At 71.5% G+C, this 25,304-nt stretch carries 19 protein-coding genes, 1 tRNA gene and 1 other RNA gene; 5 read left to right on the top strand and 16 right to left on the bottom strand.

Annotated elements, in window-relative coordinates; translation table 11 throughout:
• Nucleotides 1-32: 32 nt before the first annotated feature.
• The 10 genes from ACZ5Y9_RS13810 to ffs form a co-directional block, all read right to left on the bottom strand.
• The gene (locus tag ACZ5Y9_RS13810) at nucleotides 33-956 is read right to left on the bottom strand and encodes a DMT family transporter (protein WP_247634157.1); all 924 of its coding nucleotides are present in this window, start codon (nucleotides 954-956) and stop codon (nucleotides 33-35) included.
• A gap of 22 nt (nucleotides 957-978) precedes the next feature.
• Nucleotides 979-1,572 (bottom strand): recombination mediator RecR, encoded by a 594-nt coding sequence (gene recR, locus ACZ5Y9_RS13815; protein ID WP_247625088.1) that lies wholly within the window; start codon nucleotides 1,570-1,572, stop codon nucleotides 979-981.
• Nucleotides 1,572-3,995, bottom strand: a complete 2,424-nt coding sequence (locus tag ACZ5Y9_RS13820) for a DNA polymerase III subunit gamma and tau (protein ID WP_464471581.1) — start codon at nucleotides 3,993-3,995, stop codon at nucleotides 1,572-1,574. Before ACZ5Y9_RS13820 ends, recR begins: the two co-directional genes overlap by 1 nt.
• Nucleotides 3,996-4,065: 70 nt before the next feature.
• Nucleotides 4,066-6,573 (bottom strand): glycoside hydrolase family 65 protein, encoded by a 2,508-nt coding sequence (locus ACZ5Y9_RS13825; protein WP_247625090.1) that lies wholly within the window; start codon nucleotides 6,571-6,573, stop codon nucleotides 4,066-4,068.
• Complete coding sequence (locus ACZ5Y9_RS13830) at nucleotides 6,570-7,331, bottom strand: HAD family hydrolase (protein ID WP_464471582.1); 762 nt, start codon at nucleotides 7,329-7,331, stop codon at nucleotides 6,570-6,572. The genes ACZ5Y9_RS13825 and ACZ5Y9_RS13830 overlap by 4 nt, the downstream gene beginning before the upstream one ends.
• 105 nt (nucleotides 7,332-7,436) lie before the next feature.
• The gene (locus ACZ5Y9_RS13835) at nucleotides 7,437-8,657 is read right to left on the bottom strand and encodes an acetate/propionate family kinase (protein ID WP_464471583.1); all 1,221 of its coding nucleotides are present in this window, start codon (nucleotides 8,655-8,657) and stop codon (nucleotides 7,437-7,439) included.
• A complete protein-coding gene (pta, locus tag ACZ5Y9_RS13840; RefSeq protein WP_464471584.1) occupies nucleotides 8,654-10,771 on the bottom strand; it encodes a phosphate acetyltransferase in 2,118 nt (705 codons plus the stop codon). Before pta ends, ACZ5Y9_RS13835 begins: the two co-directional genes overlap by 4 nt.
• Nucleotides 10,772-10,847: 76 nt before the next feature.
• On the bottom strand, nucleotides 10,848-11,414 hold the full coding sequence (locus ACZ5Y9_RS13845; RefSeq protein WP_247625094.1) for a hypothetical protein: 567 nt from the start codon (nucleotides 11,412-11,414) through the stop codon (nucleotides 10,848-10,850).
• A gap of 110 nt (nucleotides 11,415-11,524) precedes the next feature.
• The gene (locus ACZ5Y9_RS13850; protein WP_464471585.1) at nucleotides 11,525-12,121 is read right to left on the bottom strand and encodes a rhomboid family intramembrane serine protease; all 597 of its coding nucleotides are present in this window, start codon (nucleotides 12,119-12,121) and stop codon (nucleotides 11,525-11,527) included.
• Between the two features lie 41 nt (nucleotides 12,122-12,162).
• An RNA gene (gene ffs / locus ACZ5Y9_RS13855) (signal recognition particle sRNA small type) lies at nucleotides 12,163-12,259 on the bottom strand.
• A 50-nt stretch (nucleotides 12,260-12,309) separates the two neighbouring features.
• Between ffs and ACZ5Y9_RS13860 the strand changes: the two genes are divergently transcribed.
• From ACZ5Y9_RS13860 to ACZ5Y9_RS13875, 4 genes are all read left to right on the top strand, one after another.
• Complete coding sequence (locus ACZ5Y9_RS13860) at nucleotides 12,310-15,204, top strand: DEAD/DEAH box helicase family protein (protein WP_464471586.1); 2,895 nt, start codon at nucleotides 12,310-12,312, stop codon at nucleotides 15,202-15,204.
• A 115-nt stretch (nucleotides 15,205-15,319) separates the two neighbouring features.
• Entirely contained in the window at nucleotides 15,320-16,297 is a 978-nt protein-coding gene (locus ACZ5Y9_RS13865; protein WP_247625097.1) for an AAA family ATPase, read from the top strand.
• Between the two features lie 8 nt (nucleotides 16,298-16,305).
• Nucleotides 16,306-17,496, top strand: coding sequence for a DUF58 domain-containing protein (locus ACZ5Y9_RS13870; RefSeq protein ID WP_247625098.1), 1,191 nt, complete (start codon nucleotides 16,306-16,308; stop codon nucleotides 17,494-17,496).
• A complete protein-coding gene (locus ACZ5Y9_RS13875) occupies nucleotides 17,483-19,765 on the top strand; it encodes a transglutaminase TgpA family protein (protein ID WP_464471587.1) in 2,283 nt (760 codons plus the stop codon). Before ACZ5Y9_RS13870 ends, ACZ5Y9_RS13875 begins: the two co-directional genes overlap by 14 nt.
• Nucleotides 19,766-19,819: 54 nt before the next feature.
• Here the strand turns inward: ACZ5Y9_RS13875 and trhO are convergent, their stop codons facing one another.
• Entirely contained in the window at nucleotides 19,820-20,710 is an 891-nt protein-coding gene (gene trhO / locus ACZ5Y9_RS13880; protein WP_464471588.1) for an oxygen-dependent tRNA uridine(34) hydroxylase TrhO, read from the bottom strand.
• 65 nt (nucleotides 20,711-20,775) lie between these two features.
• Between trhO and ACZ5Y9_RS13885 the strand changes: the two genes are divergently transcribed.
• Nucleotides 20,776-20,863 (top strand) — tRNA-Ser (locus ACZ5Y9_RS13885).
• 101 nt (nucleotides 20,864-20,964) lie between these two features.
• Here the strand turns inward: ACZ5Y9_RS13885 and ACZ5Y9_RS13890 are convergent.
• The 5 genes from ACZ5Y9_RS13890 to ACZ5Y9_RS13910 form a co-directional block, all read right to left on the bottom strand.
• Nucleotides 20,965-21,150, bottom strand: a complete 186-nt coding sequence (locus ACZ5Y9_RS13890; RefSeq protein WP_247625101.1) for a hypothetical protein — start codon at nucleotides 21,148-21,150, stop codon at nucleotides 20,965-20,967.
• 128 nt (nucleotides 21,151-21,278) lie between these two features.
• Nucleotides 21,279-21,881: an N-acetyltransferase family protein gene (locus ACZ5Y9_RS13895; RefSeq protein ID WP_464471589.1), complete on the bottom strand. Its 603-nt coding sequence runs from the start codon at nucleotides 21,879-21,881 to the stop codon at nucleotides 21,279-21,281.
• 9 nt (nucleotides 21,882-21,890) lie between these two features.
• The gene (locus tag ACZ5Y9_RS13900) at nucleotides 21,891-22,556 is read right to left on the bottom strand and encodes a phosphatase PAP2 family protein (RefSeq protein WP_247625103.1); all 666 of its coding nucleotides are present in this window, start codon (nucleotides 22,554-22,556) and stop codon (nucleotides 21,891-21,893) included.
• Between the two features lie 52 nt (nucleotides 22,557-22,608).
• The gene (locus ACZ5Y9_RS13905; protein ID WP_464471590.1) at nucleotides 22,609-23,979 is read right to left on the bottom strand and encodes a multidrug effflux MFS transporter; all 1,371 of its coding nucleotides are present in this window, start codon (nucleotides 23,977-23,979) and stop codon (nucleotides 22,609-22,611) included.
• A gap of 166 nt (nucleotides 23,980-24,145) precedes the next feature.
• Nucleotides 24,146-25,300 carry a cystathionine gamma-synthase gene (locus ACZ5Y9_RS13910; RefSeq protein ID WP_404598244.1) on the bottom strand — a complete coding sequence of 385 codons (1,155 nt, stop codon included), beginning with the start codon at nucleotides 25,298-25,300 and terminating at the stop codon, nucleotides 24,146-24,148.
• Nucleotides 25,301-25,304 lie beyond the last annotated feature (4 nt).

Below are 25,304 nucleotides of genomic sequence, written 5' to 3' on the forward strand. Positions count from 1 at the left end.
CGGGGCCGGACGATGTCGGTCGAGGCCGGTCGTCAGGGCACCGCGGGAGGAGGGAGAGCGGATGCCGGCGGCCGCAGCCGTCCGCCGGTGGCGGCGAACCAGCATCCGGCGATCACGAGCGGGAAGCCGATCAGCAACCCGGGGGTGAGCGGCTCGGCGAGCACGATCGCGCCGAGCACGATCGCGACGATCGGGTTCACGTAGGTGAACAGCGGGGCGCGCACGGGACCGACCTCGCGGATGAGCGCGAAGAAGGCGAGGAACGCGACCGCGGTGCAGATCACCGCGAGGGCGAGCAGGGCGCCGATCGCGGGGAGGGTCGGCACCTCGTGCTGGGTGAGCAGGCCGATCGGCAGGTAGAAGACGCCGATCATGAGGAGCGAGAGCGTGATCGTTCCGAGGGAGGGCACGTCGGCGAGCTTGCGCGCGACGATGAACGGGGCGGTGGCGTACAGCACCGCGACGAGCAGCACCTCACCGGCGGCGAGCAGGCTGACCTCGCCGCCGAACAGGCCGGGGCCCGCGACGACGATCGCGACACCGAGGAACCCGACGAGCAGTCCGATCGATCGCGCCGGCTTGAGCACTCCGCGATCGCCGCCGCCGAGCGCGATGAGCGCGGCGAACAGCGGCACGGTCGCGACGAGGAGGCCGGTCATGCCCGACGGCAGCGTCATCTCGGCGTGCCCGAGGAGCAGGAAGGGACCCGCCATCTCGACGGCGCCGAAGGCGAGCACCCAGGGCCAGTGCTTCCATGCCGCCTTCAACGCGCCGTTGCGCAGCGCGAAGGGGAGCAGGAGGAGCGCGGCGATGAGCGTGCGCCCGGCGACGATCGCGGGCGGCGAGAACGACTCGACCGCGATGCTGATGAACAGGTACGGCACGCCCCACAGCAGAGCCATGGCCCCGAAGAGCAGCCATCCGCGTCGCGAGAATCCGGTGTGCTGCGCGTTCATCGTCGAACCGCGCGAGGGGTCGTCACAGCACGCGCCGCCCTTCGAAGGCGCGGCCGAGGGTGACCTCGTCGGCGTACTCGAGATCGCCGCCCACGGGGAGCCCCGAGGCGAGGCGCGAGACCGTGATCTGCATCGTGGTGAGGTAGCGGCTCAGGTAGCTCGCGGTGGCCTCGCCCTCGAGGTTCGGGTTGGTGGCAAGGATGACCTCCTGCACCGTGCCGTCGGCGAGGCGGCTCATGAGCTGCGCGATGCGGAGATCGTCGGGACCGATGCCGGCGATCGGACTGATCGCTCCGCCGAGCACGTGGTAGAGCCCGCGGAACTCGCGCGTGCGCTCGATCGCCGCGACGTCCTTCGCATCTTCGACCACGCAGATGAGCGCTTGGTTGCGGCGCGGGTCGCGGCAGATCGCGCACCGCTCCTGCTCGGCCACGTTGCCGCACACCTCGCAGAAGCGCACGCGCGTGCGGATGTCGCTGAGCAGTTCCGACAGTCGAGCGACGTCGAACGTCGGCGTCTGCAGGATGTGGAAGGCGATCCGCTGCGCGGACTTCGGACCGATGCCGGGCAGGCGCCCGAACTCGTCGATCAGCTCTTGAACGATTCCGTCGTACATCAGGCGAACCTCGTCGGGGGCTCATAGGGCTCTTCGCGCACGAACGTCGCGCCGAGCACCTGGCGGATCACGGCCTCGCCGTAGCGTTGCACTCCCCCGGGCGCCGGCGCACGCTCGGTGACGCGCGGAGCGGCGTGGGCCGAGACGACCCGCGCCGGGGCGCTCGCGGGTGCGGCGGAGGACGGTGCGCCGGCGGGTGTAGGTGCGGCGGGTGCCGGTGCCGCGGACGCGGCGGGCACCCGCGCGGCCGAGACCGGTGCCGGCGGGGCCGAGTGCGGAGCGGGCTCGTACGAGGGGTCGTACGGCGGCTCGTCGTCGGGGAACGGCGCCTCGTCGTCGCCGGGAAGCGGGGGCTCGTCGCGGTCGATCGTGCCGTCGGTCGGAGGGACGGGCGCGGATGCCGCGGCCTCGACCTCTTCGGGCTCGTCGTCGACCGGCAGGGACGACCCGGGGCCGACGGGGGTCGTCACCGCTTCGGGCGCGGCGTCGGACGTCGGGATCGCGGCGACGGCCCACTCGGTCACCGCGGCGGGCGCGGGAGCGGACGAGGGGCGCGGGCTCGGTGGTCGGGAGGAACCCGCAGGGGCAGGCTCCGTCGGGGCGGGTTCGGCCGGCGCCTGGGCACCGCCTGCGGACCCCGAGGATCCACCCGAACGCGGTGCGCCGCCGGTCGACGCGGCACCGCCGGCCGGAAGCGGGGCAGGCCGGTACTTGACGACCACACCGAGCTCCTGCTGGAGAGCGGTGCGCAGGTGATCGGACGTGCCTGCGCCCGGCGTCGTTCCCTTGAACTTCGCGACATCGTGCTGGCTCGCGAAACCGATCGTGAGGACCTCGGACTCGGTGTCGTACGCCAGGGGCTGCACGGTGGTGACGACCAGCCACGACGAGCGGCTGATGCTCTCGAGGCGCGTGAGCACGGCCGGCCACGCGGCGACGATGCGATCGAGCGTCACCGGACCCGACGGTGCCGCGGCGGGCGTGGGCTCGGCGGCGACAGCGGCAGCGGGAGCAACCGGCTCAGCGGCGGCAGCAAGGGGCTCGGCGGCGGGCTCGGCGACGGCAGCAGCCGGCGCGGCGGAGGCAGCCACCTCTTCCGGCGCGGACGTCGGGGCTGCGGCTGCGGTGGGTGCCGCGACCGGCGCGGCCGGGGTAGCGGCGGCTGGAGCAGGAGCAGCCGGAGCGGGCGCCTGCGCTGCTGCAGGTGCAGATGCAGGTGCAGCCGACGGTCGCGAAGCGGCGTGCGGCTGGGCCGCTGCTGCGGGCGCGACGGCGGCAGCGGGCGCCACCCCGGCCGCGGCATCCGCTCCCCCGGCCAGTACGCGGGCGACCATGAGCTCGAGGTGCAGTCGCGGCGAGGTCGCGCCCGACATGTCGTCGAGCGCGGCGCTGACGACGTCGGCGGTGCGCGAGAGTCGTGCGGCGCCGAAGGCGGCCGCCTGCGTGCGCATGCGCTCGAGCTCGTCATCGGCGATGCCGCGGAGCACGGCGGAGGCGCCGTTGCCGACGGCGGCGATCACGATGAGGTCGCGCAGGCGCTCGAGCAGGTCGTCGACGAAGCGGCGCGGGTCCTGACCGGTCTGCACCACGCGGTCGATGGCGGGGAACGCCGTCGCCGCATCGGCGATCGCCAGGGCATCGACGATCTCGTCGAGCAGGGCCGCGTGCGTGTAGCCGAGGAGAGCGACGGCGCGCGCGTACGCGACCGTGACCGTCTCGGAGCCCGCGGGCGAGTCGGAGCCGGCGATGAGCTGGTCGAGCAGCGAGAGCGTGTCGCGCGGCGATCCGCCACCGGCGCGCACGACGAGCGGCAGCACACCCTGCTCGACCACGACGCCCTCTTCGACGCAGAGCTTCTCGACGTACTCGAGCATGGCCGCGGGCGGCACGAGACGGAACGGGTAGTGGTGCGTGCGCGATCGGATCGTGCCGAGCACCTTCTCGGGCTCGGTGGTCGCGAAGATGAACTTGACGTGCGGCGGCGGCTCTTCGACGAGCTTGAGCAGCGCGTTGAAGCCCTGCGGCGTCACCATGTGCGCCTCGTCGAGGATGAAGATCTTGAACCGGTCGCGGCTCGGGGCGAAGGTCGCCCGCTCGCGCAGGTCGCGCGCGTCGTCGACGCCGTTGTGGCTCGCGGCGTCGATCTCGACCACGTCGAGCGATCCGCCACCGGCACGCGAGAGCTCGACGCAGCTGGGGCAGGTGCCGCAGGGGACGTCGGTCGGCCCCTCGGCGCAGTTCAGGCACCGCGCGAGGATGCGCGCCGACGTGGTCTTGCCGCACCCGCGGGGGCCGGAGAAGAGGTAGGCGTGGCCGACGCGGTCTCCGCGCAGCGCGGTCATGAGCGGGTCGGTCACCTGGGACTGCCCGATCATCTCGCCGAACGTCTCGGGGCGGTAGCGGCGATAGAGGGCTGTGGTCACCAGAACAGCCTACGGCGTGCCACGGACATCGCGGCAGGTGCGCCGCCGGAGACGCACCTGCCGCGCGCGATCACTCCGGCGGTGCGAGCACCGGGATCGACGTGGTGATCACCGGGACGGATGCCGAGAGGCGCGTTCCGTCCTCGCGACGGGCATCCGCGAACTGGCGCAGCGTCGGGCGACCCGGGATCAGCGGGCCCTGGTCGGCGAGCGGGACGACGACCTCTTCGCCCTCGGTCGCGATGTAGGCCTCGTCGCGCACCGTGAACGGCACCGGTGCGCCGGAGCGCACCCGCAGACGCAGTTCGTGGGCCGTGATCGTGACCGTGACCTCGGACTCCTTCCACTTCATCGGGAAGGTCAGCGAGGGCCAGGCCGCGGGCAGACGCGGGTCGAAGCTCAGCTCGCCCTCGTAGTCGCGCATGCCGCCGAAACCGCATACGAGCGCGGTCCACACGCCACCGGCGGAGGCCACGTGCACCCCGTCGGCCGCGTTGTTGTGCAGGTCGTGGAGGTCGACGAAGATCGACTCCTCGAAGTACTTCAGCGCGAGGTCCTGGTACCCGACCTCGGCCGCGAGGATCGACTGCACGACCGCCGAGAGCGTCGAGTCACCCGTGGTGAGCGGGTCGTAGTAGTCGAAGTCGGCGCGCTTCTCCTCGGGCGAGAAGTGGTTGCCCTGCAGGAACAGCGCGAGCACGACATCCGCCTGCTTGAGCACCTGGAACCGGTAGATCACCAGCGGGTGGAAGTGCAGCAGCAGCGGACGCTGCGACGACGGCGTGTGCGCCAGGTCCCAGACCTCGCGCTCGAGGAACAGGGAGTCCTGCGGGTGGATGCCCAGGCTCTCGCTGTAGGGGATGAACATCGCCTCGGCGGCGCGCTCCCACGACTCCGCCTCGCCCTCGAACAGGCCCGTGCGCTCGACGAGGTCGCGGTAGTCCTCGGGATACGTCTCGCGGATCTCGCGCACGACCTCGGCCGCGAAGCGGAGGTTGTAGCGTGCCATGACGTTCGTGTAGAGGTTGTCGTTCACGACGGTCGTGTACTCGTCGGGACCGGTGACGCCGTGGATGTGGAAGGTCTGCAGACCGTCGGCGGCATCCGCGTTCTCGACCACCTGCGCCGAGCGCCAGAAGCCGAGCGTCGCCCACAGGCGCGCGGTCTCGACCGCGACGTCGGCGCCCTCGCGACGGAGGAACTCGGTGTCTCCCGTCGCGCGCACGTACTTGCCCAGCGCGAAGCTCACGTCGGCGTTGATGTGGTACTGCGCGGTGCCCGCGGCGTAATAGGCCGAGGCTTCCTCGCCGTTGATCGTGCGCCAGGGGAAGAGCGCCCCCGCCTCGTTGAGCTGGGCCGCACGCCGACGCGCCGCCGGCAGCATCAGCACGCGGGCGCGCAGCGCGTTGCGCGCCCACTGCGGCGACGTGTACGCGAGGAACGGGAGCACGTAGATCTCGGTGTCCCAGAAGTAGTGGCCGCTGTACCCCGACCCGGAGACGCCCTTGGCGGGGACTCCGGTGCCGTCGGCGCGGGCAGCGGCCTGCGCGAGCTGGAGGAGGCACCAGCGGGTCGCCTGCTGCAGGTCGTCGTGACCGCCGATCTGCACGTCGCTGCGCTCCCAGAACGCGTCGAGCCAGTCGCGCTGACGCTGGAACTGCGTCTCGACGCCCTCGACGGCGACGCGGTCGAGGGAGCGGCGGCAGCGGTCGACGAGCTCGCGCGGAGGCACCCCGCGCGAGGTGTGGTAGCTCACGAGCTTGGTGACGGTGATCGGCACTCCGGCCTTGGCCTGCACCCGGAAGACGTTCTTCGCGATGTCCGCCTCGACGAGGGCGCGGGCGCTGTACTCGTTCTCGGTCTCGAGGATGTGGTCGGCGACGACGGCGACGGTCATGCCGGAGTCGGCGACGCGGTAGGACAGCGCCGAGCGCAGGCCGTCCTGCCAGTGCTCACCGGGCTCGAGCACCCGATCGGCGATCTTCTCGGCCTTGCGCGGGTCGAAGCCCGGCTTCTGGGCCTGGGTCGGGGTGCCGGCGTAGACGCCCGCACCGTCCTGGCGATTGAGGATCTGGCAGCTGATCGTGACGGGAGCGTCGGAGTTCTCGACGACGACTTCGAGGCGCAGGATCGCGAGGTGGCGCTCCTCGAAGCTGACGATGCGCTCGTCGCGCATGCGCACGCGCTTGCCCGACGGCGTCTCCCACACGACGAGACGCTCGAGCACACCCGTGCGCATGTCGAGGGTGCGGCGGTACTCGCGCACATCCGCCTCGTCGAACGAGATCGGCTCGTCGTCGACGTAGACGCGCATGACCTTGGCGTCGGGGGCGTTGACGATGGTCTGGCCCACCTCGGCGAAGCCGTAGGCCTGCTCGGCATGACGGATCGGCCACGTCTCGTGCAACCCGTTGATGAAGGTGCCGTGCTCGTGAGCCCCGCGGCCCTCGATGTGATTGCCCCGGAGACCGAGGTATCCGTTGCCGATCGAGAACAGCGTCTCGCCGACGCCCTCCTCGGAGTAGCGCGTCTCGATGAGGCGCCACGGGTCGACGGGGAAGCGGTCGCGGTCGATCATGCGGTGGTCTCCGGTGCAGAGTTCGGGGTGGTCGGGAGGAAGCGGTCGAGGTCGTCGACGACGACGGTGGCGCCCGCGGCGCGCAGCGCGTCGGCCCCGGTGCCGCGGTCGACGCCGACGACGTGCGCGTAGCCGGCGGCCGATGCGGATGCCGCGCCCGAGGTCGCGTCCTCGACGGCGACGCTGCGAGCGGGGTCGACGCCGAGCGCCACGGCGCCGGCGCGGAACATGTCGGGCGCGGGCTTGGACGCCAGACCGTCGCGCTCGGCGACGACGCCGTCGACCACGATGCGGAAGTACGAGCGGAGGTCGGCGGCGGCAAGGACCTCTTCGGCGTTCTTCGAACTCGACACGACGCCGAGCGGCACCCCGGCCGCGTGCAGACGCTGGACCAGTGCGAGCGAGCCCGGGTACGGGGCGATGCCGTCACGGCGCAGCTCGGCGGCGAAGGCGTCGTTCTTGCGGTTGCCGATGCCGCAGATGGTGTCGGCGGAGGGCGGGTCGTCGACCTCGCCCCAGGGAATCTCGACGTTGCGGCTGTGCATCAGGCTCGCGACACCGTCGTAGCGCTTCTTGCCGTCGACGTAGTCGAAGTAGTCGGCGTCGGTGTAGGCCGGCGTGATGCCCCACTCGGCGAACACGTCGTCGAACACGGCTTTCCAGGCCCGCATGTGGACCTCTGCCGTCGGCGTGAGCACGCCGTCGAGGTCGAACAGCACCCCTTCTGCGGCGAGCAGATCGGGCAGGTTTTCCGGCACAGAAGCCTCCAGGGAGAAGGTCGAGGGTTTCGGCACTCCTCCGTGCCACCATGACAGCGTAATGGGGAGCCGCGCCCCAGAGTAACCCCTGCGGAAACCGTGTGCTCAGAGCATGTCGGCGGTCTGCCGGGCGATCTGCAGTTCCTCGTTCGTCGGGACCACCAGAACCGTCACCGTCGAGGCATCCGTGGAGATCCTCCGGATGCCGCGACCGCGCTCGGCGTTGCGCCCGTGATCGACCTCGACGCCGGCGAATCCGAGGGTCGCGAGGGCCTCCGCGCGCACCCGGGCCGCGTTCTCGCCGACGCCGGCGGTGAACGAGATCACGTCGACGCCGCCGAGCTGGGCGATGTACGCCCCGGCGTAGGCGCGCAGGCGGTGCACGTAGACGTCGAAGGCGAGGGTCGCCGCCTCCTCCCCCGCATCGACGCCCGCGAGGATGTCGCGCATGTCGCTGCGTCCGGCGAGGCCCTGCAGTCCGCTGCGGGTGTTCAGCAGCGCATCGAGCTCGTTGATCGAGAGGCCGGCGCGACGCGACACGTGCACCAGAGCCGCCGGGTCGAGGTCTCCCGAGCGGGTGCCCATCACCAGGCCCTCGAGCGGGGTCAGCCCCATCGACGTCTCGACCGAGCGCCCTCCGTCGATCGCGGTGACCGACGCTCCGTTGCCCAGGTGGAACACGAGCTGGCGCAGATCGCCGAGGTCGCGGCCGAGGTACGCCGCGGCCGCCTCGCTGACGAACTGGTGACTGGTGCCGTGGAAGCCGTAGCGCCGCACGCGGTGCTGCTTCGCCAGCTCGGCGTCGATCGCATAGGTGTAGGCCGCAGCGGGCAGGGTCTGATGGAAAGCGGTGTCGAACACGGCGACGTGCGGCACGCCGCGGAAGACGGCCTGCGCCGCGAGGATGCCGGCGAGGTTGGCCGGATTGTGCAGGGGCGCGAGTACCGACAGCTCCTCGATCTGCCGCTCGACGTCGGCATCGATCAGGGTCGGCGCGAAGAAGCGGGCCCCGCCGTGCACGACCCGGTGTCCGACGGCGACCGGCGGATGCTCGGCGAGAGAGGGTCCGTGCTCGGCGAACTGCTCGAGCATCACCGCGAAGGCCGCATGATGATCGGGGATCGAGCGCTCGTCGCTGTACGTCGCGTCGAGCATCGTGGGCACGGCATCCGCATCGGTGTCGGGCCGCACCGTGTGCGAGGCCGCACCGGTGTCCTGACCGATCCTCTCGATGAGGCCCGAGGCGAGCTCGTGCTCGCGCTCGATGTCGAGGAGGCTGTACTTCAGCGACGACGAGCCGCTGTTGATCACGAGGATCGCGCTCATGCGGTCTCTCCCTGCGCCTGGATGGCGGTGATCGCCACGGTGTTGACGATGTCCTCGACCAGCGCACCGCGCGAGAGGTCGTTGATCGGCTTGTTGAGTCCCTGCAGGACCGGTCCGATCGCGACCGCGCCGGCGGAGCGCTGGACGGCCTTGTAGGTGTTGTTGCCCGTGTTCAGATCGGGGAAGACGAACACGGTGGCGCGACCCGCGACCGCGGAATCGGGCAGCTTCGCCTTCGCGACGGCGGCATCGGCGGCCGCGTCGTACTGGATCGGCCCCTCGACGAGCAGCTCGGGAGCGCGCTCGCGCACGAGCGCCGTGGCCTCGCGCACCTTGTCGACGTCGGCTCCCGACCCGGACTCGCCGGTCGAGTACGACAGCATCGCGACGCGCGGATCGATCCCGAACTGGCGGGCGGTCGCCGCCGACGAGATCGCGATGTCGGCGAGCTGGACGCTCGTGGGATCGGGGATGACGGCGCAGTCGCCGTACACGAGCACCCGGTCGGCGAGCGCCATGAGGAACACGCTCGAGACGACGTTCACGCCCGGCTTCGTCTTGATGATCTCGAAGGAGGGACGGATCGTGTGCGCCGTCGTGTGCGCTGCTCCCGAGACCATGCCGTCGGCGAGACCCAGGTGCACCATCATCGTGCCGAAGTACGAGACGTCGGTCACGGTGTCGGCGGCCTGCGCGAGGGTGATGCCCTTGTGCGCCCGCAGTCGTGCGTATTCCTCGGCGAACCTCGCGACGTGCTCGGGATCGGTGGGGCTGATCACCTGGGCCGTGGTGATGTCGATGCCGAGCTCGACCGCGCGGGCGCGCACGGCGGCCTCGTCGCCGAGGATCACGAGATCGGCCACCTCGCGGGCCAGCAGCGTGGCGGCCGCGCGCAGGATCCGGTCGTCGCCGCCCTCGGGCAGCACGATGCGCCGGCGGTCGGCGCGGGCGCGCTCGATGAGGCCGTATTCGAACATCAGCGGGGTCACGACCCGCGATTCGGCGAGCCCGAGCTGCGTCGCGAGCTCGGCGATGTCGACATGGGTCTGGAAGAGTCCGAGCGCCCGGTCGTACCGCGCGCGCGAGTCGGCGGAGAGCCGGCCACGCGCGCCCATGACCCGCACGGCGGTGTCGTAGGTGCCGAGATCGGTGGCGATGATCGGCACCGTCGACGGGAACCCGTCGAGCAGCTGCGTGATCGGCTCGGGAAGGTCGAAGGGCCCGTTCAGGATGATGCCGCTGACCCGGGGGAAGGTGCCGGAGGCGTCGGCGAGAAGCGTCGCGAGCAGCACCTCGGTGCGGTCGGCCGGAATCACGACGACGGATTCCTCGGTGATGCGCGGCAGCACGTTGACCATCGACATGCCGGCGACGACGATCGACAGCGCCTCGCGGGTCAGCCGCCCCTCGTCACCCTTGATGAGGCGGCCGTCGACGGCGGCGAGGATGCCGCGGATCGACGGCGCCACGAGCGTGCGGTCCTCGGGGATCGCCCAGACGGGCGTGCTCTTGCCCGGCCGCACCCCCCGCACCGCCTCGATGATGGCGTCGAGCTCGGCGGGGTCCGAGCGGTTGACGATCGCGGCGAACAGCTCGGCGCGCTCCTGCTCGAGTTCCGTGAGCGCGAGCGCGGCGATCTGCCCGACCGCGGCAGGCACCCGGGCGGTCGTCGTGCCGAGCTGCTCTGCCTGGCGCTGCTGGTCGCGTCCCGACAGCACGAGCAGCACCGGAGCTCCGAGGTTCGCGGCGATGCGGGCGTTGACGCCGAGCTCGGCGGGGCTGGCGACGTCGGTGTAGTCGCTGCCGATGATCACCACGGCATCGCACTGCGCTTCGACCGCTTTGAACCGTGCGACGATCGTCGACAGCGCGTGCTCCGGGTCGTGGCGCATGTCGTCGTAGCTGACGCCGATGCAGTCGTCGTAGTCGAGATGCACGCCGTCGTGGGCGAGCAGCAGCTCGAGGATCTCGTCGCGCTCGGTGACCGAGCGCGCGATCGGCCGGAACACGCCGACCCGCGGGGTGACGCGCATGAGCGCGTCGAGCACGCCGAGGGCGATCGTCGATTTTCCGGTATGGCCTTCGGCCGAGGTGATGTAGATGCTCCGCGCCACGATTCCAGCTTAGGCGCACCTCACTCGGCACGCCCTGGGAGCGGACCGGACTTAATCCCCGTGTGATTCCCGGAGGTCAACACGGCGCCGACAGCGCGTCGACGACGGCGGTCGCATCGGCGGCGTAGCGGGAGTAGTAGGTGGGATCGAGGTTGATCTGCACGCGATGGATCGCGAGCGACGGGTCCATCGAGGACCACCCCGGCACCCGCGCCAACCGCTCGTAGAAGAGCGTCGCGGACGTGGCGGGATCCATGCGCTGCTCGACGCTCCCCCACCACTCCTGCTGCTGGAACAGGCCGATGCTCGTGGTGCGCGAGCCGTCGGGATTCGTGAATCCGCTCGTCTCCCAGTCGCCGTAATCGATGTTGCGCAGGCTGCTCTCGCCCATCGCGGTCATCACGCCCAGGATCTGCCCGTCGCGCGCGAAGCCCAGGGCGGATGCCGTCGCCATGATCGTCGCGGCGTTCTCGAGCTGCTCCCCGCGCCACCCCTCGATGCCGGCCGAGGGGTAGGTGCGCGGGTCGCTCGCGCAGATCGCGAGGGGCTTCTCGTGCGCGAGACCGAGCGGCACGAGCACGGCGATCCCGGCGAAGAGCGCGACGGCGACGGCCCCGATCAGCACACGCCGGAGCACCAGCATCCGCCGCCGACGCCGGGCGGCCCGTGCACGGACGCCCGGTCGGCGCCGGGCCGCGGGCCGACGCTTCTTCCGGCGTCGAGCGGGTGTGCGCGAGCGCGACCGCGGCGCGCTCACTCCGCGGAGCCCCCGCGTCGCCCGACGAACACGGCGAGCGCGCCGCCGATCGCCCCGAACAGGTGCGCCTGCCACGAGATGCCCTGGCTCACGCCCACCACGCCCGCGAGCATCGTCGCCCCGTACACGCCGATCACGACGAGCGCGATGAGGGCGTATCCGATGCGGTGGGCGACGCGGCCCGGCGCGAAGACCCGCACGACCGTGTAGCCGAAGTAGCCGAACACGAGCACGGATGCCCCGACCGTCACCGTTCCCGGGGCGTTGAAGACCCAGGTGCCGAGGCCGCCGACGACGGCGACGATCGCGGTGACCGTCCAGAATCTGCGGGTGCCCTCGACCGCGACGAGCAGTCCGAGCACGAGGAAGGGCACGGAGTTGCCGATCAGATGCGCCCAGTTCGCGTGCAGCAGCGGCCCGAGCACGATGCCGAGCAGACCCTCGGGATCCCAGGAGCGGATGCCGAACCCCGTGAACGAACCCGGGAGGAGCGCATCGGCGAACTGGATCGCCCACATCGCGGCGAGGAGCAGCACGGGTGAGGCGAAGCGCGAGAGAGCATTCTGCCGCGGAGGAGTGGTGGCGTCGGTCACATCACGATCCTGACAGGACAGCCCCGGAGGAGGCTGAAAAAGAAAGTGACCCTCCGCGCACCCAGCAGAGCCCGGTTACCCTTGCTGCGCTTCCGCCCTGGGGGAATTGGCCTGGATGCCGCCACGCGGAGAGCCGTCGACAAGTCTAACCGATGAGCGGGCGCACCTTTTGACAGACTGGGGAGATCATGCCGCCCGAGCCCGTCGCCTCCCCGCTCACGGGCTGGATTTTCGCCGGCGAGTTGCGCACGTACCAGGCCGAGGTCCTCACCCGGCTGCCGGTCGGCGGTCGGGAGCCGCTGCACGTCGTCGCCCCTCCCGGATCGGGCAAGACCCTGCTGGGTCTGCTGCTCGCGGCGCGCGAACGCCATCGGACCCTCGTCCTCGCCCCGACCGTCACGATCCGTCAGCAATGGGTCCGCACCGCCGTCGATCTCGCCCCGGATGCCCGCGCCGTGTCGGACGACCCGGAGAGGATCGCCGACCTCACCGCTCTCACGTACCAGGCGCTCAGCGTCACCGGCGACGGCTCGCCCTTCGACGACCTGGCGCGGGTGGTGTGGGCCGAGGAACTGGTCGAGGCGGGGCGTAGCGACGCCGATGCCGCGACCTGGCTCGCCGAGCTCGCGATCGACAATCCGGCGCAGTACCGCTCCGGCATCCGTCGTCGCACGCGCCGATTGCGCTCGCAGTTCGCCCGGCGCAATCCCGCCGAGCTCGCGCGCGTGCTGCATCCGAACGCCACGGCGCTCATCGATCGCCTCGTCGCCGCCGGGGTGCGCACGGTCGTGCTCGACGAGTGCCACCACCTGCTCGACCACTGGGCCCTGGTCGTGGCGTACCTCGCCGCGCGCATCCGCGAGACGGGGGTCGAGCCGCTGCTGATCGGTCTCACCGCCACCCTGCCGTCGCCGGACGACGAGACGGAGTACGAGAACTACAGCCAACTGCTCGGAGAGGTCGACTACGAGGTCCCGACCCCGGCGGTGGTGAAGGAGGGGCACCTCGCCCCGTACCGCGACTTCGTTCTCCTCACCGAACCGACGCCCGCGGAGGCCGGTTTCATCCGCCGGCACGAGGCGCTGCTGCACTCGATGATCGTCGACGTGCTGTCGACCGCCGACGGCATCTCCTTCCTCGAGGAGCAGCTGCAGCCCGCCGACGGACCGCCTGACGAAGACCCGCTCGCCCGCATCGACCGGGCACTCTCCGCGGACTTCGCCCTCGCCCGCTCGTGCGCGGTGGTGCTGCGCGAGGTCGTGCCGCAGCATCCGCTCGTCGCCGCCATCCCGCAGGTGCTGCTCGACCGCTGCACGACCGACGATCTGCTCACCGTCCTCGTGCGGTTCGCGCAGGCGCGCCTGCTGGCCGATCCGTCGGCCGCGAACCAGTGGGAGCACGTGCGGCGCTCGCTCGCCGACTTCGGCTACCTGCTCACCGACCGCGGGCTGCGCCGCGGGCGCAACCCGGTCGAGACGACACTGGCCTCGTCGGAGGCGAAAGATGCCGCGGCCGTCGAGATCCTGCACCGCGAGCTCGCGAGCGACGACGGCGAGCGCATCCGTGCCGTCGTCGTCACCGACTTCGTGACGCACGGCAATCGGCGCGGTGCGGATGCCGCGGCCGGAGCGCTGCGCACCTTCGACGCCCTCGTCGCTGATCCCGTCGTCGCGGGGCTGCGGCCGGTGCTGCTGACCGCGCAGTACCTGCGCGTGCGCGCCGACGACGCCGCGACGCTCGCACCCGCGCTCGCGGATCTGCTCGGGGTGACGGTCGATATCGGCGAGGCCGCCGGGGCCACGCGCAACCTGCGCGCGTCCGGCGCCGGCAGCGGACGCATCGTCGCCGCGGTGTCGGAGCTGATCCGTCGCGGAGAGGTGCGTGTGCTCGTGGGTACCCGTGGCCTGCTCGGCGAGGGATGGGACTGCCCCGCCGTGAACACCCTCATCGACCTCACCGCCGTCGCGACGTCATCGGCGACGCAGCAGTTGCGGGGCCGCACCCTGCGCCTCGATCCGGGGTGGCCCGAGAAGGTGGCGCACAACTGGTCGGTGGCGTGCCTGATCCCCGCCGATGTCGCCCTCGACGACGCGAGCGAGCCGGATCGTCTGCGCCGCAAGCACTCGCATCTGTGGGGCCTGAACGCCGACGGCGACGGTCGGATCGTCAGCGGACTCGCGCACGCACTGCCCTCGGCAGCGGCCCAGGCGTTCGAGGCGGTGCTCGACAAGCATCCGGATGCCTCCATCCGCGGCGTCGATGATCTGCTGCGCGCCGCGTGGCCGGCGCGGACGACCACGCGCGCCGAGTGGCGCATCGGCGAGCCGTACACGTCCCGCGAACGCGACGAGATCACGGTGCGGCAGGTCGCGGCGGCTCCCCTGCTGCGCACCACCCAGGTCGCGCGCGCCGACGGCGCGACCTCCGCCGTGGGCGGGGCGCTCGGCGTCGGCCTGCTGCTCGCCGTCCTGGCGGGTCAGGGACTCGCGGTGCACCCGGCGCTCGGAGCCGCGCTCGTCGCGGCCGGTGGGGCGCTGGCCGCCGCGACGACGCTCCTGCCCCTGCTCGGGCGCACCCTGCGCGATCGCCGCCACCCCGCCGAGGTGTACCGGCTGGCCGCCCTGGTCGTCGCACGCACCCTCCGTGATGCGGGGCGCATCGGCCCCTTCGACGACACCGACATCGTCGCGCACGTCGACGACGACCGCACCCGAGTGCGCATCGAGCTGGGCGGCATGCCCGCGGATCGTCGAGTGGTGACGGATGCCGTCGAAGAGCTGTTCGCGGCGGTGCGCACACCCCGTTTCCTGCTGCGGATCGATCGCGGCGCCGCGGGGTCGACGCGGCTTTTCGAACGCCTCGCCGACCGGCTCTCCCCGGGGCGCACCCTCCTGCCGGTTCCGCGCGCGATCGCACGGCGGCGCGGCGATGCCGAGCAGTTCGAGCGCCACTGGCGGCAGGCCATCGGCACGTGCACGCTGCACGAGCTGCAGGGCGCGCAGGGTCTCGCCCTGCTCCGCGTCGCCCGCAGCAGCGAGGGCCGTGTCGACGTCGCACGGCCCCGGGCCCGCGTCTGGGGCTGAGGGGTGTGCGGGGCGCCCGCGGCCCGAGGAAGCACAGCGATCTGCCAGCCCCATGCGAATGCCCTGCGGGTTACGATCGAGTAACGCGCGCTGCAGCGCCGACGAGAGGGAACGCATGACGGACAACTCCCCCCTGATCACGGCCGAACAGTTCGCCGCCCAGACCTCCGCGATCCTCGCCTCCGTGGGAGAGGTGATCGACGGAAAGCCCGATGCCGTGCGCAGTGCGCTGATCTGCCTGCTCGCCGAGGGCCACCTGCTCATCGAGGACGTGCCCGGGGTCGGCAAGACCATGCTGGCGCGCGCCCTCGCGGCCAGCGTCGACGCGACCGTGCGACGCATCCAGTTCACCCCCGACCTCCTCCCGGGCGACGTGACCGGCGTCTCGGTCTACAACCCGGTCGACCGCGAGTTCGAGTTCAAGCGCGGCGCGATCTTCGCGCACATCGTCATCGCCGACGAGATCAACCGGTCCTCGCCCAAGACGCAGTCGGCACTGCTCGAGGCCATGGAGGAGCGTCAGGTCACCGTCGACGGGTCGACGCATCCGCTCCCCTCGCCCTTCCTCGTCGTCGCCACCCAGAACCCCCTCGAGATGGAGGGCACGTACGCCCTGCCCGAGGCGCAGCGCGACCGCTTCATGATGCGCATCTCGATGGGGTACCCGGATGCCGCGGCGGAGGCCCTCATGATCCGACAGCGCGACGTGGTGAACCCGCTCGCGGCCGTCGCCGCGGTCGCCGATGCCGGCTCGATCTCGCAGCTCATCGCCTGGGCCCGCGCCGTGCACGTGGCGCCCGCGCTCGAGGAGTACACGGTCGCCCTCGCGCAGGCCACGCGCACCGACCCGAGCCTGCACCTCGGGGCGAGTCCGCGCGCGACGCTGCAGCTGATCCGTGCCGCGAAGGTGTGGGCGGCGCTCGACGGCCGCGACTTCGTGATCCCCGACGACGTCACCGCCCTCCTCATCCCGGTGTTCGCGCACCGGCTGCTGCCCGCCCGCGGTGCGCACCGCGCCGGCGCCCAGCCCATCGAGACGGCCCTCGCGCACATCGTCGAGCGCGTGCGCGTGCCCGTCGCGAGCCGCGTCTGAGGCATTCGATGCGACGCCGCCGATCCCTGACCCGCCGCGGTGCGGGCGCGCTGGTCGCGGCGCTGCTGTGCGTGATCGGAGCGAACCTCGTCGCCGCACCGATCCTGCTCTACATCGGGGCCCTGCTCGCCCTCCTCACCGGCTTCTCGGCGCTCATGGCCTGGCTCCCGCGGCGCACGGGCACCGTCTCCCGACAGGTGTCGACCGACCTGCTCACGGTCTCGGAGACCTCGCGCGTCAGCATCCGCTTCGCCCTGCGCTCGCTGCGCGTGCCGCACGCGCTGTGGCACGACGTCCTGCCCGACGCCGTCAGCGGCGACGCCGGCGGCGAGTATCCGCCGCAGTCCGGGCAGCTCGGGTACCGCATCACGGGCGTGCGTCGCGGTGTCTGGCCGATCGGGCCGCTCGTGCTGCGCACCGTCGACCCCTTCGGTCTCGCGCGGCGCGAGCAGGAGTTCGGCGATACGCGCACCGTCACGGTCGTACCCGAGGTCTTCGCGCTCGAACCCCTCGCCGTGCGCGTCGGCGCGGCCGGCGGCACGGCGCACACGTCGTCGACGCGCCTCGGCCAGGGCGCCGACAACCTCTCGCCCCGGTTCTACCTGCCGGGCGACTCGATGCGCCGCATCCACTGGCGTGCGACCGCGCACCGTGGGCAGCTCATGGTGCGGCAGGAAGAGGAGGAGTCGAGCCCTGATGCGATCGTCGTGCTCGACCGCAGCGCCGAGCGGTGGGATCGACCGGGGGACGACGCGGATGCCGCGTTCGAGGCCGCGGTCTCGCTCTGCGCCTCGTCGGCCGTGCATCTCGCCGATGAAGGGTACGGCGTCGACGTGATCGACAGCGCGGGCGTGCTGCTCGGCACCCTGCGCGGTCACGAGGACGACCGTGACGCGCTGCTCGTCGCCCTGGCACTGATCGCGCCGCGGGGCGACCACCGCGACGTGGCGACGCTGATCGGCGGCGCTCCTCCCGGCCCTCTGGTCTACATCACGGGCAGGCTGACGGAGGACGACGCGGCATCGTTGCGCACCGCCGGCGCGGCCGCGGGCATCCTCCTCGCCACCGGGCCCGAGCAGGGTGCGGCAGAGGCGGCGACGCGCAACGGCTGGTCGTTCGCCCCGCTCGGTGATGACGTGGCCGCGGCATGGGCGGACGCCCTCCCGGAGCGGATCGGAGTCGGCGATGTTCCGGGCTGAGCAGGCGACGGGCAGCGCCTCCCGACGATCACGATCGCGCTCCCGCTCGCGCTCGAAGGTCGCGTGGCACCGCGACGAGGAGACGCCGCCGGCGGTCCTCGCCCCCTCGGTGCTCGCGGCGGTCGGCGGTCTCGTCGCGATGTGGCCCTTCACCTCGGTGATCGAGGCGGGCGCCTGGTCGTTCGCCGTCGTCGCGGCGGTCACGCTCCTCCCGTTGACCGGGCTCGTGATGCGCGTGCTGCTGCGTTACCGCCGCGCGTGGCTGCGCGATGTCGGCACCCTCCTCGTGCAGTTGCTCGTCGGGATGGCGCTCGTCACCCAGGTGACGGCGGGCGACTCGGCCTTGTTCGGGATCATCCCGTCGCCCACCACGCTCTCGACGTTCGGCGCCTTGACGGGCGCGGCCTGGCAGGAGGTCGCGGTCGGGTCCGCGCCGCTCGCCGCCTCGCGCGGGCTCGCCGCGACGATGGCGCTCGGCTTCGCGATCGTCGCGATGCTGCTCGATCAGCTGGCTGCCGCCCGTGCGGCGATCCTCCCGATCCTCCTCGTCGGTCTCGTCGGATCCGTCCCGATGATCGTCACCCTCGGCGACGCGAACGTGGTCTGGTTCGTGCTCTTCGCCCTCTTCGTCCTCGCGCAGCTGCGCTACGCGACGCGCGCCGATCCGCAGACGCCGCGCCGCACCTCGGCATCCGTCGCGGTGGGCATCGGCGCCGCGGCGATCGCCGTGACGCTCGCCATCGCACCCGGTCTGCCCCTCGCCGCCGGACTCACCGGCACCGGAACGGGGATCACGGTCGACGCATCGCTGCGGCTCGGCGACGATCTGCGCCAGCCCAACCCCGTCGAGGTCCTGACGGTCGCGACGGCGGGCGGCGCGGCGCCGTATCTGCGGCTCACGACCCTCTCCGACTTCGACGGCGAGGTGTGGCAGCCCGACCGAGGGGGCCTGCAGTCGCAGGCCGACGGATTCGGCGACCCCGAGTGGGGTGCCGACGTCGAGGTGACGGAGACGACGACCTCGATCCGGATCCTGCGGATGTCGAGCTCGTGGCTGCCCGTCCCCTACCCCGCGACCGACATCCAGGGCGTGCCCCGCGCCTGGCGGGTGATGCCCGACAACCGCACGCTGGTCTCGCGCAATGCGGATGCCGTCGGCGCCGACTACACCGTCTCCTCGGTGCGCGTGACCCCCACGCTCGAGCAGATCCGCGCGGTGTCGGCGGCGGAGTCCACCGCCGAGACCGATGACGTCGAGATCCCCGCCATCGTCGGCGAGTTGGCCCGCGAGGTCACGGCAGAAGAAAGTACCGACTACGACCGCCTGCTCGCCCTGCAGGACTGGTTCCGCAGCGACTTCATGTACTCGCTCGACACCCCGGTCGAGGAGGACTTCGACGGCACGGGAGCCGAGGCCGTCGCCCGGTTCCTCGACGTGCGCTCGGGGTACTGCGTGCACTTCGCCGGCGCCTTCGCCCTGATGGCCGAGAGCCTGGGCATGGAGACCCGGATCGTCGTGGGGTACCTGCCCGGTTCGCTCACCGGCGAGAAGCGCGGCGACGAGTCGATCTACTCCGTCACGAGCGATCGCCTGCACTCCTGGCCGGAGGTGCTCTTCCCGGGCATCGGCTGGGTGCCCTTCGAGCCCACGGCCTCGCTCGGCGTGCCGACCGAGTTCCGCACGGCGGTCACGGGTTCCCCGGGATCGGGCACAACACCGTCGGGCACCCCGGAGACCACGGCTCCACAGGCCGAGCAGACGACGGCCCCCGAGGTCGATCGTCAGGATGCCGGCGACAACAGCTCCTCCTCGGGCGAGTTGCGCACGGTCGACCCGACACCGGTGATGTTCGTGATCCTCGGCGCGGTCGTGGTGCTGCTGCTCCCCGCGCTGATCCGCGCCCTCGTTCGCGCCCGTCGCCGGGATCGCGCGCGCGACGGCGATGCGGGCGCCGCCTGGACCGAGGTGCGGAGCACACTCGTCGATCTCGGCATCCCGCCGTCGGATGCCGATTCGCCGCGCATGCGTGCGGCCGCGCTGATCCGCGAACGCGGCGTCGATGCGACGGCGATCGGACGCCTGGCCGATGCGGTCGAACGCGCGACCTACGCCCGATCCGGAGCGGATGCCGCCGACCTCGCGTCAGATCTGGGCACCGTGCTGCGCGATCTGCGGCGCAGCGTCGATGCACCAGCGCGCACCCGGGCGCTCCTGGTGCCCCGCTCCCTCTTCGTCGCCCGAGGAGTCGACACGCTCGCCGCGACCTAGGGTCTCGACCGGTTCCGACCGGTTCCGACCGTTTCCGACCGTGGATGCGATACGTCAGGCGGCGTGCTGTGCGCAGGCGACGCGGTCGCAGTCCTCGCACACGACGAACTGCGTACGGCACGAGAGGTCGGGGCAGTTCGCGGTGCGCGAGGTCGCGGCGCCGCAGCCGACGCACTCGCCGATCACGGCCGCATGATCGGAGAAGTCGATCGATCCGCGCTTGTCGAAGACGTACAGCGAGCCGTCCCACAGGCCGTCGTCGCCGTACTTCTCGCCGTAGCGCACGATCCCGCCCTCGAGCTGGTAGACCTCGCCGAACCCGCGCGCGGTCATGAGGCTCGACAGCACCTCGCACCGGATGCCGCCGGTGCAGTAGGTCACGACGGGCTTGCCCTTGAGGTCGTCGTAGGCGCCCGAGTCGAGCAGGTCGACGAAGTCGCGGGTGGTCTCGGTGTCGGGAACGACCGCGCCACGGAAACGCCCGATCTGCGCCTCGAGCGCGTTGCGGCCGTCGAAGAAGACGACGTCGTCGCCACGCTCGGCGAGCAGGTCGTGCAGCTCCTCCGGGCTCAGGCGGGTGCCGCCGCCGACCACGCCGTTCTCGTCGACTCTCAGCTCTCCCGGGGCGCCGAACGAGACGATCTCGTCGCGCACCTTCACGCTCAGCTTCGGGAAGTCGAGGCTGCGCCCCTCGGCATCGACGCCGGTGCCCTCGCTCCACTTGATGTCGGCGTTCTTGAAGGGCGCGTACGAGCGGAAGGAGCGCGCCCATTTCTTGAGCGCGGGGAGGTCGCCGCCGAGGGTGCCGTTCACTCCGTCGCCCGAGATCAGCAGCCGTCCGCGCAGACCCAGCGCCTCGCCGAGGTCGCGCTGCCACACCCGGATCGCATCGGGGTCGGAGAGCGGGGTGAAGACGTAGAAGAGAACGATCTTGGGGGTTGCCACCTCAAGATCGTACGCCGCGTCACGGAGCATCTGCCGCATCGGATAGGATGAACAAGTTGTTCCCTGGTGACGTGTCCGAGCGGCCGAAGGAGCACGCTTGGAAAGCGTGTGTTGTGCAAGCAACCGCGGGTTCGAATCCCGCCGTCACCGCCAGATGACGAAGAAGGCCCCGCATTCGTGCGGGGCCTTCTTGTTTCCGATGTGCGGGGTGTCCACCGCGACGACGTCCGTGGCGATCACGCCTGACGCCCGCGTCATCCGCCCGACGGGTTCTCGAGGGGCATTCCGTCGTCGTCGGTGCTCTCGTCCCGGAGCATCTTCTCGGTCTCCTCCGAGGCTCCGGTCTGCTCCGAAGCTCCGTTCTCCGACGCGCCACCGGATGCGGCGCCTGCGTCGTCATTCGCCCCGGGGGTTCCCTGTGTGTTGCGGGAATCGCTCATGGTCCAGCTCCGATCTGTCGCGAACCAGGAACGTTACGGGCGCCGTCGCTCCCGCCACAGGGCGTTGACCAGCCCGGACGCCAGCGAGACACTACCTTCCGCGCACGCGCCCGTTCGAAGGGAGAGCCTCAGCCCGCGAAGGTCACGCCGTAGCTCTGCCCGCCCGGCGCGGTCGGGAGCGGCGTCATGCCGAGGCGCTCGTAGAAGGCGGCGGCACCGGTGTTCGCCGGATCCATCCCGAGGTGCAGCCCCTTCACGCCGCGACGCGAGAGCTCGTCGAACAGCGTCTCGATGAGTCGGCGCCCAAGGCCCTGCCCCTGCGTCTCGGGCAGCAGGTCGATGTGCAGATGAGCAGGGTACGCAGCGGCGTTCGGCTCGGCGCCGGGCCGGCGTCCGTAGGCGTACGCGAGCATCTTCTCCTCGCGCGTCTGCGGCTCGACGGGCTGCGGGAAGCGGTCTGCGAACCGCGGCCACCATTCGTCTCGGAACCACTGCTCGAAGGCATCCGTGTCATCGGTCGCGACGATGTACCCGATCACGCGGCCGTCGTCCGATTCGACGACCCACGCCAGGCTCGGGTCGCGCTCGACGTACGGCACCGCGAACAGCAGGCCCCAGAGCTCGTCGTCGGAGAACACACCGGTGGCGTCCTCCCCCGCATCGGCGGTGCGCACGCAGACATCGAACAGCGACGCGCGATCGGACGGACGGTACGGGCGGATGCTCGACACGGGGACTCCTCAGTGAGTGGGTGCGTCGGTGAGTGGGGCGTCGTCCAGACTATCGGCGGGCGGCTCCGCGGCACCCGGGCGCCGCACCCACGGCAGCAGCCACGCCGCCAGCAGCAGCACCACCCCGGCCCCGAGCAGAGCGCCGCCGATCGTGTCGGTCGCCCAGTGCACCGAGAGGAAGGTGCGCGACAGCGCCATCAGCACGATCCACAGCGCCCCCGCGATCCGGATCCACACGTTCGGGAACAGCACCGCGAAGACGAGGGCGAGGGTCGCGGCATTCGCAGTGTGCCCGGAGGGGAACGACCCGTAGTCGCTGAGCACCAGCATGTCCTCCGGCCGCGCGCGCCCGAAGAGGTGCTTGAGCAGCTGCACCGCTCCCGCGCTCGCGAGGAACGCGAGCGCCGCGAACACGCCAGATCTCCAGCGGCGTGCCAGCAGGAACGAGATGATCACGACGAGCGGCACGAGATACACCGCGACCCACCCGCCGCCGACCGTGTCGAGGGCGTGCGCGAAGGCGACCAGTCCCTCCGAGCGGAACGACACCACGACGTCGTTCCACCAGGCGTCGAACACGAACGGGTGCGCGACCCCGAGGGTGATCAGCGCTCCCAGCGCGAAGGTCAGCGCGACGCACCCGACACCCGACCACACCAGCATCCGCCTGTCCATCGCCCCATTCTGTCGGAGCGCGCCTGGGAACCCGGGAGGTGCGCCCGCCGCGTCAGGGAGTGAGCAGGCCGACGGTGCGCGGGCGCACGACGAACCAGAGCGCGAGGATGCCGATCGCCGCGCACCCGGCCATCACCGCGGCCATCGTCGTGGCCGTGATGCCCGCGTCGTGCGAGACCCAGCCGACGACCGGCGAGATGAGACCGGCGACGCCGAAGTTCGTCGCGCCGAGGATCGAGGCAGCGGTCCCGGCCGCCTTCCCGTGGCGGTCGAGCGCCAGCACCTGCACGTTCGGGAACGTGAAGCCGCACGCGGTCATGAAGACGAACAGCGGGATGACGGTGCCCCACAGTCCGAGTCCGAGCTGATCGGTCACGATGATCGCGGTGCCCGCGAGCAGCAGCACCGAGGTCGAGTACGCGAGCACCCACTGCGGGCCGAAGCGCGCGGCGAGGCGCGAGGCGGTCTGCACGCCGACGACGACGCCGAGCGAGTTCACGGCGAAAAGCAGACCGTACTGCTGCGGGTCGAGACCGTGCGTCTGCTGGAACAGGAACGGCGAGGCCGACAGGTACGAGAAGAGACCCGAGAAGGTCATGCCGCCGATCACGAGCACCCCGAGGAACACGCGGTCGGAGAGCACCGAGCGGTAGCGCTGCAGCACCGTGGCGCCGCCGCCCTGACGACGGGCCGCGGGGAGGGTCTCGGGGATGAAGATCAGGGTCGAGATCAGCATCACGACGCCGTAGGCCGCGAGCACACCGAAGATGCCGCGCCAGGGCATGAGCGTCAGCAGCCACGAGCCGATCAGCGGGGCGACGACGGGCGCGACGCCCGAGACGAGCGCGAGGCGCGAGAGCATCACCACGAGTCGGCGGCCGCCGAACAGATCGCGCACGATCGCCATCGCGACGACACCGCCGGCCGCGGCACCCATGCCCATGAGCACGCGCGAGGCGCTGAGCAGCTCGAGCGTGGGCGCGAACGCGGCGGCGAGGCTCGCGAGCACGTGCAGCGCCGTCACGATGATGAGCGGGAGCCGCCGGCCGATCTTGTCGCTGAGCGGACCGACGAGCAGCTGCCCCACCGCGAAGCCGATCATGGTTCCGGTCAGCGTGAGCTGGATCGCCGCGGCGGTCGTCTGGAAGTCCTCTTCGAGCACCGGGAAGGCCGGGAGGTAGAGGTCGATCGTGAACGGCCCGAGGGCGGTGAGCGCTCCGAGGAGGATGATGTACAGCGCGCGCCGGCCGTTCGAGATCGAGTCTCCCGGGTGCAGCATGATCGGCGCCGTGATCGGGTTGGACCCGAGCGTGCGAATCGCTCCCGTCGCGGCGGGGATGCGGATGCTGCCGGTCGCCGTGCGTTCGGGCGCGGCGTGTGCGGGGATCGTCGGGACGGAGTCGGTGCGAGGAGCGTCGGGCACGACGGCCTTTCGGAGCGAGGGCGGACGGTCGAATCGATTCGACCCAGCCACCCATTCTACGTGCACGCCCGCGCGGGCGCGCCGAGACACCACATCCGCGACGAGACACCACGGCCCCCGTGGTGTCTCGCGAGGGATGTGGTGTCTCGCGCTCCGACTCCCCGCGTCAGGAACTGATGCGAGCGAGCCCCTGTTCGAGGTCGGCGATCAGGTCGCGCACGTCCTCGATGCCGACCGACAGGCGCACCACGTTCTCGGGGACCGCGAGAGCGGTGCCGCGCACCGAGGCGTGCGTCATGTCCGGCGGGTAGCCGATCAGCGACTCGACGCCGCCGAGCGACTCCGCGAGCTGGAAGATCTCCGTCGACTCCGCGAACGCCTTGGCTGCGTCCGGGCCCGCGGCGAGGGCGAGCGACAGCATGCCGCCGAAGCCGCTCATCTGGCGGGCCGCGATGTCGTGGCCCGGGTGCGAAGCGAGACCCGGGTAGAAGACGCGCTCGAACTCGGGACGGCTCTCGGCCCACTCGGCGATCGCCTGAGCGTTCTCGGAGTGCTGCCGCACGCGCACCGCGAGCGTCTTGATGCCGCGGGTGGTGAGCCAGGCGTCGAGCGGGGCCGACACGGCTCCCACAGCGAACTGCTGGAACTTGATCGCGTCGAAGTGGGTGTCGTCGCCGAACACCACCGCGCCGCCCAGCACATCGGAGTGCCCGCCGAGGTACTTGGTGGTCGAGTGCACGACCAGGTCGGCCCCGAGGGCGAGCGGCTGCTGCAGCGCCGGCGAGGCGAACGTGTTGTCGACCACGACGACGGCGCCGGCCGCGTGCGCGACCTCCGCGACGACCGCGATGTCGACGACCTTGAGCAGCGGGTTGCTGGGCGTCTCGAGCCAGACGATCTTGGTCTCGGGGCGGATCGCCGCGCGCACCTCGTCGAGGTCGCCGAGCTCGACCGTGGTCGTCTCGATGCCCCACGGCGCGAGCACGCGGGTGAGCAGGCGGTAGGTGCCGCCATAGACGTCGTTGCCGAGCACGACGTGGTCGCCCGGCTTCAGGATGCCGCGCAGCAGCGCGTCTTCGGCGGCGAGCCCCGAGGCGAACGACAGCGCCGAGACGCCGCCCTCGAGGGCCGCGAGCTGGGTCTCGAGCGACGACCGGGTGGGGTTGCCTGCTCGGTTGTACTCGTAGCCCTCGCGGAAGCCGCCGATGCCGTCCTGCACGTGCGTGGAGGCCTGGTAGATCGGCGGGATGATCGCACCGGTGCGGGGATCGGGTTCCTGACCTGCGTGGATGGCTCGGGTGGCGAAGGAGTGCTCGGACATGCCC

It is taken from the genome of Microbacterium sp. T3-8 (genome assembly GCF_055398145.1).

What these genes read in the sequence shown, in the direction of transcription:
- recR (WP_247625088.1), bottom strand. Translation starts at nt 1,572, where the DNA reads ATGTACGACGGAATCGTTCAAGAGCTGATCGACGAGTTCGGGCGCCTG.
- ACZ5Y9_RS13900 (WP_247625103.1), bottom strand. Translation starts at nt 22,556, where the DNA reads ATGGACAGGCGGATGCTGGTGTGGTCGGGTGTCGGGTGCGTCGCGCTG.
- ACZ5Y9_RS13870 (WP_247625098.1), top strand. Translation starts at nt 16,306, where the DNA reads ATGCGACGCCGCCGATCCCTGACCCGCCGCGGTGCGGGCGCGCTGGTC.
- ACZ5Y9_RS13910 (WP_404598244.1), bottom strand. Translation starts at nt 25,300, where the DNA reads ATGTCCGAGCACTCCTTCGCCACCCGAGCCATCCACGCAGGTCAGGAA.
- ACZ5Y9_RS13865 (WP_247625097.1), top strand. Translation starts at nt 15,320, where the DNA reads ATGACGGACAACTCCCCCCTGATCACGGCCGAACAGTTCGCCGCCCAG.
- ACZ5Y9_RS13875 (WP_464471587.1), top strand. Translation starts at nt 17,483, where the DNA reads ATGTTCCGGGCTGAGCAGGCGACGGGCAGCGCCTCCCGACGATCACGA.
- ACZ5Y9_RS13860 (WP_464471586.1), top strand. Translation starts at nt 12,310, where the DNA reads ATGCCGCCCGAGCCCGTCGCCTCCCCGCTCACGGGCTGGATTTTCGCC.
- ACZ5Y9_RS13845 (WP_247625094.1), bottom strand. Translation starts at nt 11,414, where the DNA reads ATGCTGGTGCTCCGGCGTGTGCTGATCGGGGCCGTCGCCGTCGCGCTC.
- ACZ5Y9_RS13890 (WP_247625101.1), bottom strand. Translation starts at nt 21,150, where the DNA reads ATGAGCGATTCCCGCAACACACAGGGAACCCCCGGGGCGAATGACGAC.
- ACZ5Y9_RS13825 (WP_247625090.1), bottom strand. Translation starts at nt 6,573, where the DNA reads ATGATCGACCGCGACCGCTTCCCCGTCGACCCGTGGCGCCTCATCGAG.
- ACZ5Y9_RS13835 (WP_464471583.1), bottom strand. Translation starts at nt 8,657, where the DNA reads ATGAGCGCGATCCTCGTGATCAACAGCGGCTCGTCGTCGCTGAAGTAC.
- ACZ5Y9_RS13810 (WP_247634157.1), bottom strand. Translation starts at nt 956, where the DNA reads ATGAACGCGCAGCACACCGGATTCTCGCGACGCGGATGGCTGCTCTTC.